Origin of the sequence: Marinimicrobium koreense, assembly GCF_003762925.1 — a bacterium.
GTDB lineage: Bacteria > Pseudomonadota > Gammaproteobacteria > Pseudomonadales > Cellvibrionaceae > Marinimicrobium > Marinimicrobium koreense.
In genome coordinates, this window is sequence record NZ_RJUK01000001.1 from 1,467,635 (window position 1) to 1,482,044 (window position 14,410).

The following is a 14,410-nucleotide window of genomic DNA, read 5'->3' on the forward strand; positions in this document are numbered from 1 at the left end:
CATGCTGACATCACTGCTTCATCAATCCAGCCACTGGTTCAACCGGTTGGCGCTGTGGCCACTTCTGTTTGTCAGCCACTTTCTGGCCGCCAGTCTGCTGGCCTGGCACCTGCTTGCTCAAGTGGACTTCGGGTTTTCCCTGGCCTACCCGCTCCTGGAAATTGATCAGCACATCGAGCGTTTCGGACCGGAAAACCGGTACAAAACCGGGTTTGGCGAGACATCACAGGAAGAGCATGTGCGCCTGTTCGGCGAAATCACCCGCAGCATTCAGAGCAGTGGCGAGGGTCTGGCGGAGATTCAGTACACCCTGCCCAACGGCCAAAGCACCACGCTGATGCGCCTCCCCGAAGTCATTCACCTTCAGGATGTGGCTCGGCTGGTGGATCACTACTATCTGGCGGGCCTGACGGCGGCGGTATTACTGGTCGTATTGGTGCTCTACGCGCGCCAGCGCCAGCTGACACCACCCAGGCCGCGGAAGGTATTGTGGGTGACCGGTGCCAGCCTGGCGGTTGGCGGTGTCGCACTCTGGGTGATCGGCCCGGTGAAGGTCTTCTATTGGCTGCACGAATACGCCTTCCCCGAGGATCATCCCTGGTTTTTCTACTACCAGGACTCCCTGATGACCACACTGATGAAGGCGCCGGACCTGTTCGGTTTTATCGGCGCACTCCTGCTGCTACTGACCCTGATTCTCTGGGCCCTGTCCGGGGCGCTATTGCTGCGCGGTTTCAGGCGCGGGCGCGCTCTTCCTTGATCAGATCATAGGCGGTACGGATTTCCTGGGAGCGCTCGGTGGCCTCCTTGATCATGTCCTCCGGTACCCCCTGCCCGATCAACTTGTCCGGGTGATACTCACTCATCAACTTCCGATAGGCTTTCTTCACCTCGGCATCACTCGCCTCGGGAGAGACACCCAAGGCATCATAGGCCTGCCTGAGCCGGTCCCGGGCTGACGGTCCGCTGGCCCCACCCTGATAGCGCTGCTGGCCACTGAAGCTGTTCTGGGCCTGGATCATCCGCAGCAACTGCTCAAACATGGCGCTGGACAGGCCCAACCCGAGGGCAATCTGACGCAGCACCTGGACTTCCTGCTCATCCAGCTCGCCGTCGGCCAGGGCAATGTTGACCAGGTAGATCAGCAGCATCCGCACCAGATTGGCGCGACGGCCACAGACCTCCCGGAACCGGGCCACCTGGGCATCGGGGTCAAACTCCGTCGCCACGCCTTCCTTGAACAAGGCGATCGCCTGCTGGCGATGCTCCGGGGTAAGCCCCATCTCGTTCATGTAGGCTTCGGTCTGCTTGATTTCGGATTCGGACACCCGACCGTCGGCCTTTGCCAGGTGGCCCAGCAGGCGAAACACCGTCTCGAAGAAAGTCTGTTCGATTTCCCGACGCCGCTCGGGCGAGCCCTCCGCCTGAATCTGGTTGTACCCCTTATCGAAAAGGTGGCCCACCACCAAGCCCAGCAGAGCCAACAAGGGGCCACCCATAAACCAGCCAAGCACACCGCCAATGAGTTTTCCGAGAATCATCATAAATAGATCGTTTCCTTTAACTGTTCAGATCATCAGGAGCTGCAGGAGAGCATGGAGCAGCCCGCCTTGCGCCGGGCCCACTCGGGCCGGCGGGCAAAGTAAGCGGCGTTCTCTGGCTGTTCGTCGTAGGGTCGACGCAGAAGTTCCTGCAGCCGATGAATTTCACTGAAATCCCCCGCTTCGGCCCGATCAATGGCCTGCTGGGCCATGTAGTTGCGCAGCACGTACTTGGGGTTGGTGCGGTTCATCAGGGCCCGCCGCTGAGCGTCTTCGGTACCGTGCAGCACCCGGTCCTGAATCAACCGGTCCCGATAGCGACGCAACCATTCGGCCATGGTGTGCTCGGCTTCGAAGGTCGGTGGCTGGTAGTAGGCTTCCAAGACCGGCTCCAGCAGCTGAGCGCTGTCCGCCTCTTCTCCGGGAGTTTCGCCATCCGGATGGAAATCCGCCAAGCGGCGGAAGAAAATCGTCATATCGATTTCGGCGCTCTGCAATACCTGCTGCAGTTCAGACACCAGCACCGAATCCCCGTCTTCCCAGCGGCTCAGGCCCAGCTTCGCAGTCATATCCCGCTGCCAGCAGCGCTGATATTCCTCGCGATAGACATCCAGCACCGCCTGCAGGGGCTCTACCTCGCCAATCAGCGGATGAATGGCATTGGCCAGCTGAGCGAGATTCCACAGTGCCACCTGGGGTTGAGCGCCGAATCGATAGCGACGCCCCTGGGCGTCGGTGGTGTTGGGAGTCCAGTCCGGGTCGTAGCCTTCGAGCCAGCCATAGGGGCCATAGTCGATGGTCAGCCCCAGTACCGACAGATTGTCGGTGTTCATCACGCCATGGACAAACCCCACCCGCATCCAGTGGGCCACCATCTCGGCGGTGCGCACCGCCACCTCTTCCAGCCATCGCAGGTAGGTGTCACGGCCCGGCGCGCCGAGGTGAGGGAAGTCAGTCTGTATCGTCACGTCGAGCAATTGCTGGAGCAGCTCATGCTCCCCGCGGGCCGCATGCAGCTGAAAGTGGCCGAAGCGGGTAAACGATGGGGCCACACGGCAGACCACCGCTCCGGGCTCCCACTGGACGTTGCCGTCGTAGAACATGTCCCGTTCAACCTTATCGCCAGTGAGTACCAGGCTCAGTGCCCGGGTGGTCGGGACGCCCAGATGGTGCATGGCTTCACTGCAGAGAAACTCACGCACCGAGGAGCGCAGCACCGCCAGACCATCGGCGCCCCGGGAATAGGGCGTGCGCCCGGCGCCCTTGAGTTGCAGGGTCCAGTGCTCACCCGCCTCGTTCAGAACCTCGCCCAGATTGATGGCCCGGCCATCACCCAACTGCCCGGCCCAGTGACCAAACTGGTGACCACCGTAGACGGTGGAGTGCGGTTCCATACCGGGCAACAGCGCGTTGCCGGCAAACACCTCGGCAAACGCCTGGCTGTCACAGTCTTCAGGCAGGAACCCGAGCGTATCGGCCACTTCGCGGGCGTAGGCAACCAGAGTCGGTTTACTGGCCCGTCGCGGGGCAACCCAGCTGTAGCTGGCGCCGGTCACCGGGCGCGGCACATTGTCCGCCACCGGGTCGGCCGGCAAGGCCCTCAACCAGCGGTTATCGAATTGGGGAAGGTGACGAAATGAAGAGGAGGTATCGGTCATGGGGCCAGTATATCATCTGGCCCCATCGCGGGGGTTAATGGACGCGGCGACGGGCCGCCCAGAGGCCACCGAGACCGATCAGCAGCAAGACGAAGCCACCAGCCTCGTTAACCGAAACGGCTGTATCCTGGAACTGCAGGCTGTCCATGGCGAAGATGCCACCGGCAGCGTCAACGACCAGCCTGGAAACATTGGTAAAGTCAGCCGCAATCCAGAGCGGCTGGTTTTCGAAGTCCGGGTTGATCTGCGCGTCGACCAGCTCGCCGACCTTATTGCCCTGACCATCATAAGCCACCAGGGTAATCCAGAACGACATGTTGTTGTAATTGCTGGTCGACGCGAAATAGGCCCCCATAAAATCAAAGGGATTATCGCGGGTAATTTCCAGGTTACTTTCGAACCCCTGATTGAACAGAAACTGGCTACCACTGTGCGCCGCATCGCCGAACCCCGACATACCGGAGTCGCCCAGCCCCCAGCGACTGTCCCAGTTGAACCCCGCATAGCTTTGTTCGGACACACTGCCTTCTGAGGGGTCCAGATCATCAAAGGTAATCAGATCCGCGCTTGCCAGGGGTGCGCCAAGCAGCAGAGCTATAGCGAGGCCCTTTAGCCAGCGCTGTGTGAAATGAATTCCGTCTTTCATAATTCCAGATCCGTGTCATATGCCAATATTTGGTGGGTTTAAGCGCCATCCCAATATGGCATTTAATGCAACGAAAGAGCCAGAATTAAAAAACCCTTTAAAAACAATAGGTTAAATTTTTTCGCGCAAACACCCATCCTCCGACAATGCTTTTGGCGCCAATCCTGTAAAGCGCTTCGACAAAACCCTCCCCGTCAAAACCTGCGTCGGACCACTGAATCCGGGGCCTCGTCGGGCAAATTGACAGCGGTTACCCACCCCTTCGGTCACCCGCTCCTTGACGCTCCGGATGACTGCTCTTAACCTAGGCGCCCTTTGAGTTACTGGGCGAGCCCAACTATGACCTACTGCCTGGCCATCAACGTCGAGAACGGATTGGTGTTCTGTTCGGATTCACGCACCAACGCCGGGGTCGACCAGGTGAGCACCTACAGCAAGATGTACCGCTTCGGAATTGAGGGCGAACGTCAGTTTGTGGTGCTCTCCGCCGGGAACCTGGGCACCACCCAAGCAGTGATTTCCCGCTTGAAGCGGGACATAAAGGATGGTGCCGAACAGAGCCTGAAAACGGTTGAGTCCATGAGCGACGCCGCCGAATATCTGGGTGAGGTCAATCGCGCCCAGCAGGAAAAACACTCCGATAACACCAGCGCCAACTTTGAGGCGAGCTTTATCATCGGCGGGCAGATCCAGGGCGAGAAGCCCCGGGTGATGATGGTGTATCCGGCGGGCAACCATATCACCACGTCGAAAGACACCCGCTATCTGCAGATCGGGGAAAGCAAGTACGGCAAACCGATTCTGGACCGTATCCTGACCGCCAAGACCGACCTGGACACCAGCGCTCTGTGCGCCCTGGTCTCCATGGACTCCACCATGCGCAGTAACCTGACGGTGGGGCCTCCCATCGAGCTGCTGCGCTACGAGAAGGACTCCTTCACCGGTCAGCATAACCGCTTCGATGAAGACGATGAGTATCTGCGGGAACTGAAAAAAGCCTGGGATGCGCGCCTGGTGGAGGCATTCGTTCAACTGCCGCCTATTGACTGGCAGCCGCAATCACCCGATGAATCACACGAAGCTTAGCGATCACTGAGTCGGTCAGCACGAACGGATAGGCGTCCGGCAGGCCCATGCTGCGATTCAGGGCGTTGAGCACCACGGTCAATTCCACCCAGCTCTGGACCAGCTCGTCCACCGAATCCGTCGCCACCACGGGGGCGGAGCCAAAGGCCCGGGCGGTGTCCAGGGTATCCCACATGTGCAGGTAGTGCGCCCAGGTTTCGGCCCAATCCTCCAGCGGGTGTGAACAGGCATAGGCGCTGATGTGGGTACCCTGCCAATTCGGGTTGCCCCCCTGCTTATAATGGCTTTTCAGCGCTTGCTGATAATCCACGTGGGGATTGCCAAACACCTCGATCACCTCCTGCTCCCAGGCCGTCCCCCGCACCAGCAGGTCGTAGTAATAGTGACCGCTCTCGTGGCGAAAGTGCCCGAGAAGGGTCCGGTAGTACTCCCCCAGTTGCTGGCGAATCCGCTCCCGGTAGGCATCGTCCGCCTCGGCCAGGTTCAGGGTGATCAACCCCATGGCGTGGCCGGTGGCCACATAGGATTCACGCACATTGGCGTTGGAGCGGCTGTCCTCCAGGAACGCGAACTGCAGGCCGATTTTGGGCGCCTCATGACGCCCCTGCACCGGCAGCCCGAGCTGCATCAGGGTGTACATCAGATGGCGTTTGGCCGATTCCAGCTTGGCCCAGTGGCGCACATTCCCGGGGCGTTCCAGGTGCGGTACGATCTTGTTCAATCGACAGGACCGACAGTAGCGGTGACGATCACCGGCGGGCAGCACCCAGTTGCAGCTCTGATATTCGATGTGATTGCGACAGTCGTGAAAGCGTTCGCCCGAGGCACTCACCAACACTCCGTCGGCTTCGCGGATCAGCGCCACCATATCCTGCCGCTCGGGATCAAACCGCAGCAGGCGCCCGCAGTTCAGGCACTCGCTATTATCAAAGAAAACGCGCTGGCCGCAGGTGCACTTGAAGTCTTTCATAGGGGTTATTGGCTCTGGGCCTGAGGGGCGACAGGCAGGAACCAGGTATTGGCAATCTGCCGGTGAATATCCGCCACTTCCAGTTGCACGTTGTCGACGTACTCCTGAAGGCCGGATTCGAGCAGCTCGGGGATGTTGGCACTGCGCAGGCGACGGCGCACGCCGGTCACCGCCCGCAGGGCTTCATCACTGTTGGGCAACTTGTGCAGGCAGGATTCCAGCTCACCCAGGCTGTGGGACACTGAACGCGGAAACATACCGTCCTGCAACAGAAAGGTCACCACATCCTCCGCGTTCACCCGGTCCTGCACATGCTGGCTGTACATCTGATAGGCGCTGAGCGAGCGCAACACACTCATCCAGAGAATATTGTCGTAGGGCTCCAGTACATCTTCCTCACCGCTGAGGTGGGGCAACAGGTTCGCCGAGCCGGCATCGACAATGCGGGTGGTCATATCGGCCCGTTCCAGATTGCGTCCGATGCGGATGAAGTCATAGGCGCTGTTGTGACTCATACAGCCCGCCAGCAGACCGGTGAACTGCTGAATGCTGGCAATGACCGTATGCAGCACGCGGTTGCGCTCGCGCCGGGCCACCGACTTGGACAGATTGTCCTTCACCTCGAGATACAGGTTGTTGATCAGCTCCCAGGCTTCCATGGGAATGATTTCCCGGGTGATACGCGCATTCTCCCGCGCCCAGCTCAGTGAGTTGAGCAGCGAGGCCGGATTGTCGCGATCCGACAGCATGAAGCGCACCACCGTGCGCTCATCGGCTTCCTCGGTATCGCCCCGATTGAAGTAATCGCCGGTGCCACTGATTTTGATCAGTGAGCCCCAGCCCACCCGGATACCCCGGGGCAGATCCATCAGCAGGTGAGAGTTGACATTGACCAGGCGCGCCACGTTTTCGCTGCGCTCCATGTATCGGCTCATCCAGTAAATACGTTCTGCAACTCGTGACAACATCTTATTTATCCCCCTCAACCACGATCCAGGTGTCTTTACTGCCACCCCCCTGGGAGGAGTTCACCACAAAGGAGCCCTTGGTCATCGCCACCCGGGTCAGGCCACCGGGGGTGACATGATGATCCCGCCCCTGAAGAATGAACGGCCGCAAGTCGATGTGTCGCGGTTCGGCGTTACGCGGCGTCACCACCGGCGACGTGGACAGGGACATCAACGGCTGCGCCATATAGTTGCGCGGATTGGCCTTGATCTTCTGGGCGAAGGCTTCCCGCTCTTTCTTGCTCGCCTGGGGCCCCATCAACATACCGTAGCCGCCGGACTCATTGGCCGGCTTGACCACCAGTTTGTCGAGGTTGGCCAGCACATAGTCCCGATCCTTTTTGTCGTTGCACAGATAACTGGGCACATTGGGCAGAATCGGGTCTTCGTCCAGGTAGTATTTGATCATCTTGGGCACGTAGGTGTAGACCAGCTTGTCATCCGCCACCCCTGCGCCGGGGGCATTGGCCAAGGCGACATTGCCCTTGAGCCAGGCGCGCATCAACCCCGGTACACCCAGCACCGAATCGGGATTGAACATCTCCGGGTCGAGGAACAGGTCATCGATCCGCCGGTAAATCACATCCACCCGGGCCAGGCCATTGATGGTGCGCATGTACACCATGTCATCCTCTACCACCAGGTCACTGCCTTCCACCAGCTCCACACCCATCTGTTGAGCCAGATAGGAGTGCTCAAAATAGGCGGAATTGTAGATGCCCGGAGTAAGTACCACCACTTCGGGAAACTCCATGGGGCGCGGAGAAATCGCCGCCAGGGTATCGAACAGTTGGTTGGGGTATTCGGTCACCGGCAGAATGGTATGGTTTTCAAACAGCTCCGGCAGCACCCGCTTGGTGACCTTGCGGTTCTCCAGCATGTAGGACACGCCCGAGGGAACCCGCAGGTTGTCTTCCAGGACGTAAAACTGCCCTTTCTCGTCGCGAATCAGGTCGGTGCCGCAGATATGCGCCCAGACCCCAAACGCCGGCTTCATGCCAATGCACTCCGGCCGGAAGTTTTTGGAATCCGCCAGCAGCTCTTCCGGGAAAACCCCGTCCTTGATGATCTTGCGCTCGTTGTAGACATCGTCAATAAAGCAGTTGAGTGCCTTGAGGCGTTGGATCAGGCCGCGTTCGGTTTTTTCCCACTCGCGCTGGGAAATCACCCGGGGAATGATGTCAAAGGGCCAGTCGCGGTCAATATTGCCCGCGTCGCTGTAGACGGTGAAGGAGATCCCCATGGTCTTGATCGCCAGCTCGGCGGAGAGCTTGCGCTCCTGAAGCTCCTCGCCGCTGAGAGAGGCAAGGTAATTGGCCAGATGGCGGGCCGCTTTGCGCGGGTTGCCGGGGGAGCTGATCAGTTCGTCGTAGAAGTCGCCACAGGCGTATTCGCGCCAGTCAATCTGCATAGCCGGATCCCTACTGCTGTGAGTGATGCTCGCGCTGCAACAGCGCGGAATTATTGACGATAGCAGCTCAATCCACAAAGGCCAAGCGGGATTCCTGCTTCCCTGCGCGGGGTAGACGCCACTATCTGGGCGGATCAGGAACCAACGCCGAGCTGTTGTTCACCCGGAACCAGCCCGCAATGCTATAGCGCTCACGCTGGGCGGGACGGACTTCGTGGGGGAACACTTCGCTGAGGAAAATCACCAGCTTGCCGTATTCGGGACGGACGCACTCCAGCTCTGACTCACCATCTTCGGCGTAAATCACCAGCTCGCCGCCGTCACTCGGTTGCCATTGAGGGTTGAGATAAAACACCGTGGACAGCACCCGGTTGGACTGCCCCTTGAACGCATCCAGGTGCTTCTTGTAAAAGGCGCCGGGCGGGTAGCTGGCGAAGTGGGCTTCGTAATCAAACAGCCCGAGAAACAGGCGGCGGTTGAGCCCCTGGCGCAGTTGCTCCATCCAATCGAGAAAACCGCCGGCGCCCTCGCTTTGCCCCTGCAACCAACAGATTTGGTCCGAGCGCACAAACCGGTTAACCTGAAAGTCGTCCTGACGGCCGATACCCGCCGGTTTGAACTCGGCACTGTCGAGCTGCTTGAGTTCAATAAACAGCCGATCCACCAGTGCCGGGGGGACAGCGGCGGGTATCACCGCATAGCCTCGGGTTTCCAGTTGCTCGGCGATATAATCCAGCGTGTCGCCGTCGGAGGGGCCCCGGGGCGGTAGGGGTTGGGTGCTCAATCGTGGTCCTGCCTTTACGTTCCGGGGCGCCATGGGACCGGCGCCGTCAGACGGCTATATACCGTAAATTAACGCGGAATACACGCTTTTCAATCGCGAACCCGGCAATTTTATGAAGCACTCATGGCTCGCCGCCCTAAAGGCGCACTACACCGGCTCTCTGGAGCAGGGCTTCCGCCAGTTTCGGTTGGGGGTTTCGCTGTTCTTTCTCGGCGTGGTTGGGCTGTATATCGCGAATACGCTGATCGAACCATCGATCGAGCAGGAGCTTGTGGTATTGGCGAGCTTACTGGTGGGGGGTGCGGGCTTCATCTGGGCCATGATGGCCCACCTGCGGATGCTGATCGGGCGACTGATCCGGTTTTTCAGCCGGTAGGTAGAAAGATCAGCCGCCAGCGATGGCGTCCGGACTCAGTTATCCGAGCCCGGCTTGGGGGCAAAATTGCTGTAGGGGAACTGGGTGACCTTCTCGCCCTTGAATTCACTGATCTTGCCCGCGCCTTCCTTTTCCACCTCATCGATACGAACGATGGCGTGCATGGGAATATAGGAGCGCTTGACCCCGGCGAATTCGTTTTTGAGCTTCTCTTCCGACGGGTCGACCACCAACTGGCTGCGCTCACCGAAAACGAACTCTTCCACTTCAATAAAGCCGTACATTTCGCTCTGATAAATGGCGCAGGCGAAGACCTCATAGACCTGGCCCTGATTGACGAAAATGACTTTGTAGACGGGTTTTGCGGCCATAGTACTGCTCGGGTTTTCCAGACAAATCGAAAGGGCGCGAAGAATAGCACAAATCCCGTGCTGAACAGACCCATTTTTGGGTAGATTTTGATCAATCTATGGGATTTCAGGCCCAAGATCGCTATAATGCGCGACCTCGAATTTGACCATTTTTTAACCAGGTTGTTGCCATGACCACCGAGCACAGCACCCCGACGCCGAAAAAGCTCTACATCAAGACCCACGGCTGTCAGATGAACGAGTACGATTCCGCCCGCATGCGCGACCTGCTGGGCGAATCGCACCAGATGGTGGCCACGGAAAATCCGGAAGAAGCGGACGTGATCCTGATCAACACCTGCTCCATCCGGGAAAAGGCCCAGGAGAAGCTGTTCCACGAGCTGGGCCGCTGGAAGTCACTGAAAGACGCCAAACCGGACCTCAAGATCGGCGTGGGCGGCTGTGTGGCCAGCCAGGAAGGGGAAGCCATCTCCAAGCGGGCACCCTTCGTGGACATGATTTTTGGCCCCCAGACCCTGCACCGCCTCCCGGAAATGATCGAGACCCCGCGTGGCGACAGCGCTGTGGTGGACATCAGCTTCCCGGAAATCGAGAAGTTCGACCACCTGCCCCAGCCAGAGTCCGACGGGGTCAGTGCCTTTGTCTCCATCATGGAAGGCTGCTCCAAGTACTGCACCTTCTGCGTGGTGCCCTACACCCGGGGCGAGGAAGTCAGCCGTCCGGTCACCGATGTGCTCGCCGAAATCGTGCACCTGGCCGGTCAGGGCGTGCGGGAAATCAACCTGCTGGGCCAGAACGTCAACGCCTACCGGGGCGAAAACAGCGATGGCACCGTGGTCGACCTGGCCGAGCTGATCACCTACGTCGCCGCTATCGACGGCATCGACCGCATCCGTTTCACCACCTCTCACCCGGTGGAATTCAGCGACTCGCTGATTGATGTCTACAACGAAGTGCCGGAGCTGGTCAGCCATATTCACCTGCCGGTACAGAGCGGTTCAGACCGGATTCTGATGGCCATGAAACGCGGCCACACGGCCCTGGAATACAAGTCCAAGCTGCGCCGCCTGAAGGCCAACCGCCCGAACATCAGCTTCTCCTCGGACTTCATAATCGGCTTCCCGGGAGAAACCGACGCGGATTTCGAGGCCACCATGAAACTGATTCATGATATTGGCTTTGATACCTCCTTCAGCTTCATCTACAGCCCCCGCCCGGGCACCCCGGCGTCGGATCTGCCGGACGAGACGCCGATGGAAGTGAAGAAAGAGCGTCTGAAAATTCTGCAGACCCGTATCACCCAGCAGGCCCAGGACATCAGCCGCAAGATGGTGGGCAATACCGAGCGGGTGTTGGTCAGCGGGTACTCCAAGAAGGACCCAGGTCAGTTGTCCGGGCGCACGGAGAACAACCGGGTGGTAAATTTCCGCTGCGATGACCCGGCGTTGATCGGCAAGTTTGCGGATATTCTGATCGAAGAAGCATTACCGAATTCGCTGCGCGGGACCTTGTTGAGCTCCGAGTTGGATCAGGATTGGGCGGCTTGATACTGCGTCAGAGATTGACTCCGTAGGGAGTCCGGGCACGCTACCGGGTAACCTCTTCTCAAAACGCGATGAATACGTCCCTGTAGCTCCCTCGCTTCATCCCTGAAGCGAGGGTTTGAGAAGAGGTTACCCGGCACCGTGCCCTCCGGGGTAAATTCGCGCCCAACGGGGTGCTCACCGGACAAGGGGTGACGGCGGATGCGGGCTTCGCCCTTATCCGCCCTACGCATAGCATGGTAGTTCGTGTAGGGCGGATAAGCGCAGCGCATCCGCCGTTACCCAAGCGAGACGCTATTTCAGAGGTCCGGGAAGGGGAAGACCGTTCAAGACCGTGGAGCGGGGGACCCGCGATTCGAGCCTACATGGACGTATTTACGGCGTGTCTTGAACGGTCTTCCCCTTCCCGGACCGGACGCTCAGATAACCACAAGAGCCTCTTATAACCCAGGGTTCGCAAAACCACCCGGGCTAAGAAACAAACGGCCGAAGATTTGCCTTTTCGCCGTCATTTTTATGGTTTAGGCTTAAAGTAAGTCCATAAACAGGAGAACGACACCTCATTGAATAGTCACGCAGTAACCAGCCCCGACGCTGTCACCCATCGGGTGACCCTGGAACCCGACGACAACCGCCGTCTCGCCAGCCTCTGTGGTCAATTCGACCAGCACCTGCGCCAGATCGAAGAGCGCCTCAATATCCAGATTCGCAACCGCGGCAACCAGTTCGCGCTGACAGGTGATGCCCAGACCACCGAGACCGCCGCCGAACTGCTCAAAAGCCTCTACCGCGAAACCAACACGGCGGAGCTCACCCCCGACGAAATTCACCTTGCCCTGCAAACCTCCGGTATTGAGGAGCTTATGGACCAACTGAACGACCGCGTGACCGACGAGGGTGCCGCTGAATCCGGCACCGGTGGCGATCAGGCCTCCGGCGGCATGACCCTGATTCGGACCAAAAAGTGCACCATCAAGCCCCGGGGCGGCAATCAGCAGCGCTATGTCAAAGCCATCCAGGTCAACGATATCAACTTCGGCACGGGGCCGGCCGGTACCGGTAAAACCTACCTGGCGGTTGCCTGCGCGGTAGAGGCCCTGCTCAAGGACGAAGTCGAGCGGATTCTGCTGGTACGCCCGGCGGTGGAAGCCGGCGAGAAGCTTGGCTTCCTCCCCGGTGACCTGGCCCAGAAGGTGGACCCCTACCTGCGGCCGCTGTACGACGCCCTGTTCGAAATGTTGGGCTTTGAAACCGTCGGCAAGCTGATCGAGCGCAACGTGATCGAAGTAGCGCCCCTGGCCTACATGCGCGGCCGGACCCTGAGCAACGCCTTTGTGATTCTGGACGAGAGCCAGAACACCACCCGGGAACAGATGAAAATGTTCCTGACCCGGATCGGCTTTGGCTCCACCGCCGTCATCACCGGCGACCCCAGCCAGATCGACCTGCCCAAAGGCCAGAAATCTGGGCTGCGGCACGCCATTGAGGTGCTGTCGAACGTCAATGGCATCAGCTTCACCCACTTTACTGCCAAGGACGTGGTGCGCCACCCGCTGGTGCAGCGCATCGTGGAAGCCTACGACGCCTTCGACGAGAGCAACCCGGACGACTGACGTGCCCCTGACCATCGATATCGCCGTCGCCTCCGAGGACGGCGGCCTCCCCTCTTCCGAGCTGATTGAACGCTGGATTGGCGCCGCCCTTGAGGCGGGTGCACCCCGGCCCGACGCCGAAGTCAGCGTATGTATCGTGGACGAGGCCGAAAGCCAGGCCCTCAATCATCGCTATCGGGGCAAAGACAAACCGACAAACGTCCTGTCCTTTCCGGCCGACCTGCCCGCGGAGCTGGAACTGCCCCTGCTCGGCGACCTCGTGGTCTGTGCTCCGGTGGTGGCGAGGGAAGCAAAGGAACAGGGCAAAAGCCCCGAGGCCCACTGGGCTCACATGCTTGTGCACGGGACCTTGCATTTGCTAGGTTATGACCATATTGATCCGGAGGAAGCCGACCAGATGGAAAGCCTGGAAACCCGGATTCTCACTCGGTTAAACTACCCGGCGCCTTACGACGAGGCACCGATACCCGGCGAAAGCCAACCAACAGGACAGATTCAAACCCATGAACGATGACCCTCCGAGTAGCAGCCTTCAGACCCGCTACTCCGATAAAGCCGATAAAACCGACCGATCGGACAAGACCGAACGCGCCGACCGGTCCTGGTTGCACAAGTTGATGCAGGCCTTCAACGGTGAGCCGCAGTCCCGCGAGGAATTGCTGGAAATCATCAAAGAAGCCGCCAACAACAAACTGCTCGACCAGGAGGCACTGAGTATCATCGAGGGGGCCCTGGACGTCTCGCTCCTTCAGGCGCGGGAACTGATGATTCCCCGCTCCCAGATTGTCGCCATCCGTATCGACGAAACCCCCAAAGAGTTTCTGCCCAAAATCATCGAGTCCGGCCACTCCCGCTTCCCGGTGATTGGCGAGAGCTTTGATGACATCAAAGGCATCCTGCTGGCCAAAGACCTGCTGCGCATGATGCTCGAAGAGAACACCGACTTCAGTCTGGAGTCGATCCTGCGCCCGGCCAACATCATTCCCGAAAGCAAGCGGGTGAACGTCCTGCTGCGGGAATTCCGGGAAAAGCGCTACCACATGGCCCTGGTCATCGATGAATACGGCGGTATCGCCGGGTTGCTGACCATTGAAGACATTCTTGAGGAGATCGTCGGCGACATCGAAGACGAAACCGACGAAGAGGTCAGCGACGAATTCATCAAGCGGGTCAGCGATACCGACTTTATCGTCAAGGCCCTGACCCCCATCGACGACTTTAACGACTACTTCGATGCCGGCCTGAGCGAAGAAGACTTCGACACCATCGGCGGCATTCTGATGCAGGAGTTCGGGCACCTGCCCAAGCGCAACGAAGTCGCCACCATCGACAACTTCCAGTTCCGGGTACTGTACGCGGACAACCGCCAGATCCATCTGGTGCGGCTGACCCTGATCGAATAA

General features: G+C 59.3%; 15 protein-coding genes. 7 read left to right on the forward strand and 8 right to left on the reverse strand.

Going from position 1 to position 14,410, the window contains the following annotated elements; genetic code table 11:
* Position 1 precedes the first annotated feature (1 nt).
* Positions 2-760, forward strand: a complete 759-nt coding sequence (locus EDC38_RS06425; protein WP_123637789.1) for a lipoprotein intramolecular transacylase Lit — start codon at positions 2-4, stop codon at positions 758-760.
* On the opposite strand, the gene djlA is transcribed toward EDC38_RS06425, so the two are convergent.
* From djlA to EDC38_RS06440, 3 genes are read right to left on the reverse strand one after another with little or no spacing between them, the layout of a single operon-like run.
* Positions 735-1,541, reverse strand: coding sequence for a co-chaperone DjlA (gene djlA / locus EDC38_RS06430; RefSeq protein WP_246004425.1), 807 nt, complete (start codon positions 1,539-1,541; stop codon positions 735-737). The genes EDC38_RS06425 and djlA overlap by 26 nt on opposite strands.
* A gap of 35 nt (positions 1,542-1,576) precedes the next feature.
* Positions 1,577-3,199 carry a protein adenylyltransferase SelO gene (locus EDC38_RS06435; protein WP_123637790.1) on the reverse strand — a complete coding sequence of 541 codons (1,623 nt, stop codon included), beginning with the start codon at positions 3,197-3,199 and terminating at the stop codon, positions 1,577-1,579.
* Between the two features lie 34 nt (positions 3,200-3,233).
* The gene (locus EDC38_RS06440; protein WP_123637791.1) at positions 3,234-3,845 is read right to left on the reverse strand and encodes a hypothetical protein; all 612 of its coding nucleotides are present in this window, start codon (positions 3,843-3,845) and stop codon (positions 3,234-3,236) included.
* A gap of 339 nt (positions 3,846-4,184) precedes the next feature.
* Here EDC38_RS06440 and EDC38_RS06445 point away from each other — a divergent pair, with 339 nt between their 5' ends.
* A complete protein-coding gene (locus EDC38_RS06445; RefSeq protein ID WP_123637792.1) occupies positions 4,185-4,931 on the forward strand; it encodes a proteasome-type protease in 747 nt (248 codons plus the stop codon).
* Here the strand turns inward: EDC38_RS06445 and EDC38_RS06450 are convergent.
* The 4 genes from EDC38_RS06450 to EDC38_RS06465 all read right to left on the reverse strand — a co-directional run bounded on the left by EDC38_RS06450 (position 4,885) and on the right by EDC38_RS06465 (position 9,103).
* Positions 4,885-5,901: a zinc-binding metallopeptidase family protein gene (locus tag EDC38_RS06450; protein WP_123637793.1), complete on the reverse strand. Its 1,017-nt coding sequence runs from the start codon at positions 5,899-5,901 to the stop codon at positions 4,885-4,887. The genes EDC38_RS06445 and EDC38_RS06450 overlap by 47 nt on opposite strands.
* 5 nt (positions 5,902-5,906) lie before the next feature.
* Positions 5,907-6,869: an alpha-E domain-containing protein gene (locus EDC38_RS06455; protein WP_024460698.1), complete on the reverse strand. Its 963-nt coding sequence runs from the start codon at positions 6,867-6,869 to the stop codon at positions 5,907-5,909.
* A gap of 1 nt (position 6,870) precedes the next feature.
* Entirely contained in the window at positions 6,871-8,319 is a 1,449-nt protein-coding gene (locus EDC38_RS06460; RefSeq protein WP_123637794.1) for a circularly permuted type 2 ATP-grasp protein, read from the reverse strand.
* Between the two features lie 121 nt (positions 8,320-8,440).
* Complete coding sequence (locus tag EDC38_RS06465) at positions 8,441-9,103, reverse strand: 2OG-Fe(II) oxygenase (protein ID WP_246004353.1); 663 nt, start codon at positions 9,101-9,103, stop codon at positions 8,441-8,443.
* Positions 9,104-9,215: 112 nt separating this feature from the next.
* Here EDC38_RS06465 and EDC38_RS06470 point away from each other — a divergent pair, with 112 nt between their 5' ends.
* A complete protein-coding gene (locus EDC38_RS06470) occupies positions 9,216-9,479 on the forward strand; it encodes a hypothetical protein (RefSeq protein ID WP_246004354.1) in 264 nt (87 codons plus the stop codon).
* 35 nt (positions 9,480-9,514) lie between these two features.
* Here EDC38_RS06470 and EDC38_RS06475 read toward each other — a convergent pair whose 3' ends face one another.
* Positions 9,515-9,850, reverse strand: coding sequence for a DUF1820 family protein (locus EDC38_RS06475; RefSeq protein WP_024460702.1), 336 nt, complete (start codon positions 9,848-9,850; stop codon positions 9,515-9,517).
* 170 nt (positions 9,851-10,020) lie between these two features.
* Between EDC38_RS06475 and miaB the strand changes: the two genes are divergently transcribed.
* The 4 genes from miaB to EDC38_RS06495 all read left to right on the forward strand — a co-directional run bounded on the left by miaB (position 10,021) and on the right by EDC38_RS06495 (position 14,410).
* Positions 10,021-11,397, forward strand: a complete 1,377-nt coding sequence (gene miaB / locus EDC38_RS06480; RefSeq protein WP_123637796.1) for a tRNA (N6-isopentenyl adenosine(37)-C2)-methylthiotransferase MiaB — start codon at positions 10,021-10,023, stop codon at positions 11,395-11,397.
* A 560-nt stretch (positions 11,398-11,957) separates the two neighbouring features.
* The gene (locus EDC38_RS06485; RefSeq protein WP_123637797.1) at positions 11,958-13,007 is read left to right on the forward strand and encodes a PhoH family protein; all 1,050 of its coding nucleotides are present in this window, start codon (positions 11,958-11,960) and stop codon (positions 13,005-13,007) included.
* A gap of 1 nt (position 13,008) precedes the next feature.
* Positions 13,009-13,521: an rRNA maturation RNase YbeY gene (gene ybeY / locus EDC38_RS06490; RefSeq protein ID WP_425462021.1), complete on the forward strand. Its 513-nt coding sequence runs from the start codon at positions 13,009-13,011 to the stop codon at positions 13,519-13,521.
* Positions 13,511-14,410 (forward strand): CorC family transporter, encoded by a 900-nt coding sequence (locus EDC38_RS06495; protein ID WP_024460706.1) that lies wholly within the window; start codon positions 13,511-13,513, stop codon positions 14,408-14,410. The genes ybeY and EDC38_RS06495 overlap by 11 nt, the downstream gene beginning before the upstream one ends.

Bases quoted from the DNA above. Each gene is read 5' to 3' on its own strand.
- EDC38_RS06425 (WP_123637789.1), top strand. From the start codon at position 2: ATGCTGACATCACTGCTTCATCAATCCAGCCACTGGTTCAACCGGTTG.
- djlA (WP_246004425.1), bottom strand. From the start codon at position 1,541: ATGATTCTCGGAAAACTCATTGGCGGTGTGCTTGGCTGGTTTATGGGT.
- EDC38_RS06435 (WP_123637790.1), bottom strand. From the start codon at position 3,199: ATGACCGATACCTCCTCTTCATTTCGTCACCTTCCCCAATTCGATAAC.
- EDC38_RS06440 (WP_123637791.1), bottom strand. From the start codon at position 3,845: ATGAAAGACGGAATTCATTTCACACAGCGCTGGCTAAAGGGCCTCGCT.
- EDC38_RS06445 (WP_123637792.1), top strand. From the start codon at position 4,185: ATGACCTACTGCCTGGCCATCAACGTCGAGAACGGATTGGTGTTCTGT.
- EDC38_RS06450 (WP_123637793.1), bottom strand. From the start codon at position 5,901: ATGAAAGACTTCAAGTGCACCTGCGGCCAGCGCGTTTTCTTTGATAAT.
- EDC38_RS06455 (WP_024460698.1), bottom strand. From the start codon at position 6,869: ATGTTGTCACGAGTTGCAGAACGTATTTACTGGATGAGCCGATACATG.
- EDC38_RS06460 (WP_123637794.1), bottom strand. From the start codon at position 8,319: ATGCAGATTGACTGGCGCGAATACGCCTGTGGCGACTTCTACGACGAA.
- EDC38_RS06470 (WP_246004354.1), top strand. From the start codon at position 9,216: ATGAAGCACTCATGGCTCGCCGCCCTAAAGGCGCACTACACCGGCTCT.
- EDC38_RS06475 (WP_024460702.1), bottom strand. From the start codon at position 9,850: ATGGCCGCAAAACCCGTCTACAAAGTCATTTTCGTCAATCAGGGCCAG.
- miaB (WP_123637796.1), top strand. From the start codon at position 10,021: ATGACCACCGAGCACAGCACCCCGACGCCGAAAAAGCTCTACATCAAG.
- EDC38_RS06495 (WP_024460706.1), top strand. From the start codon at position 13,511: ATGAACGATGACCCTCCGAGTAGCAGCCTTCAGACCCGCTACTCCGAT.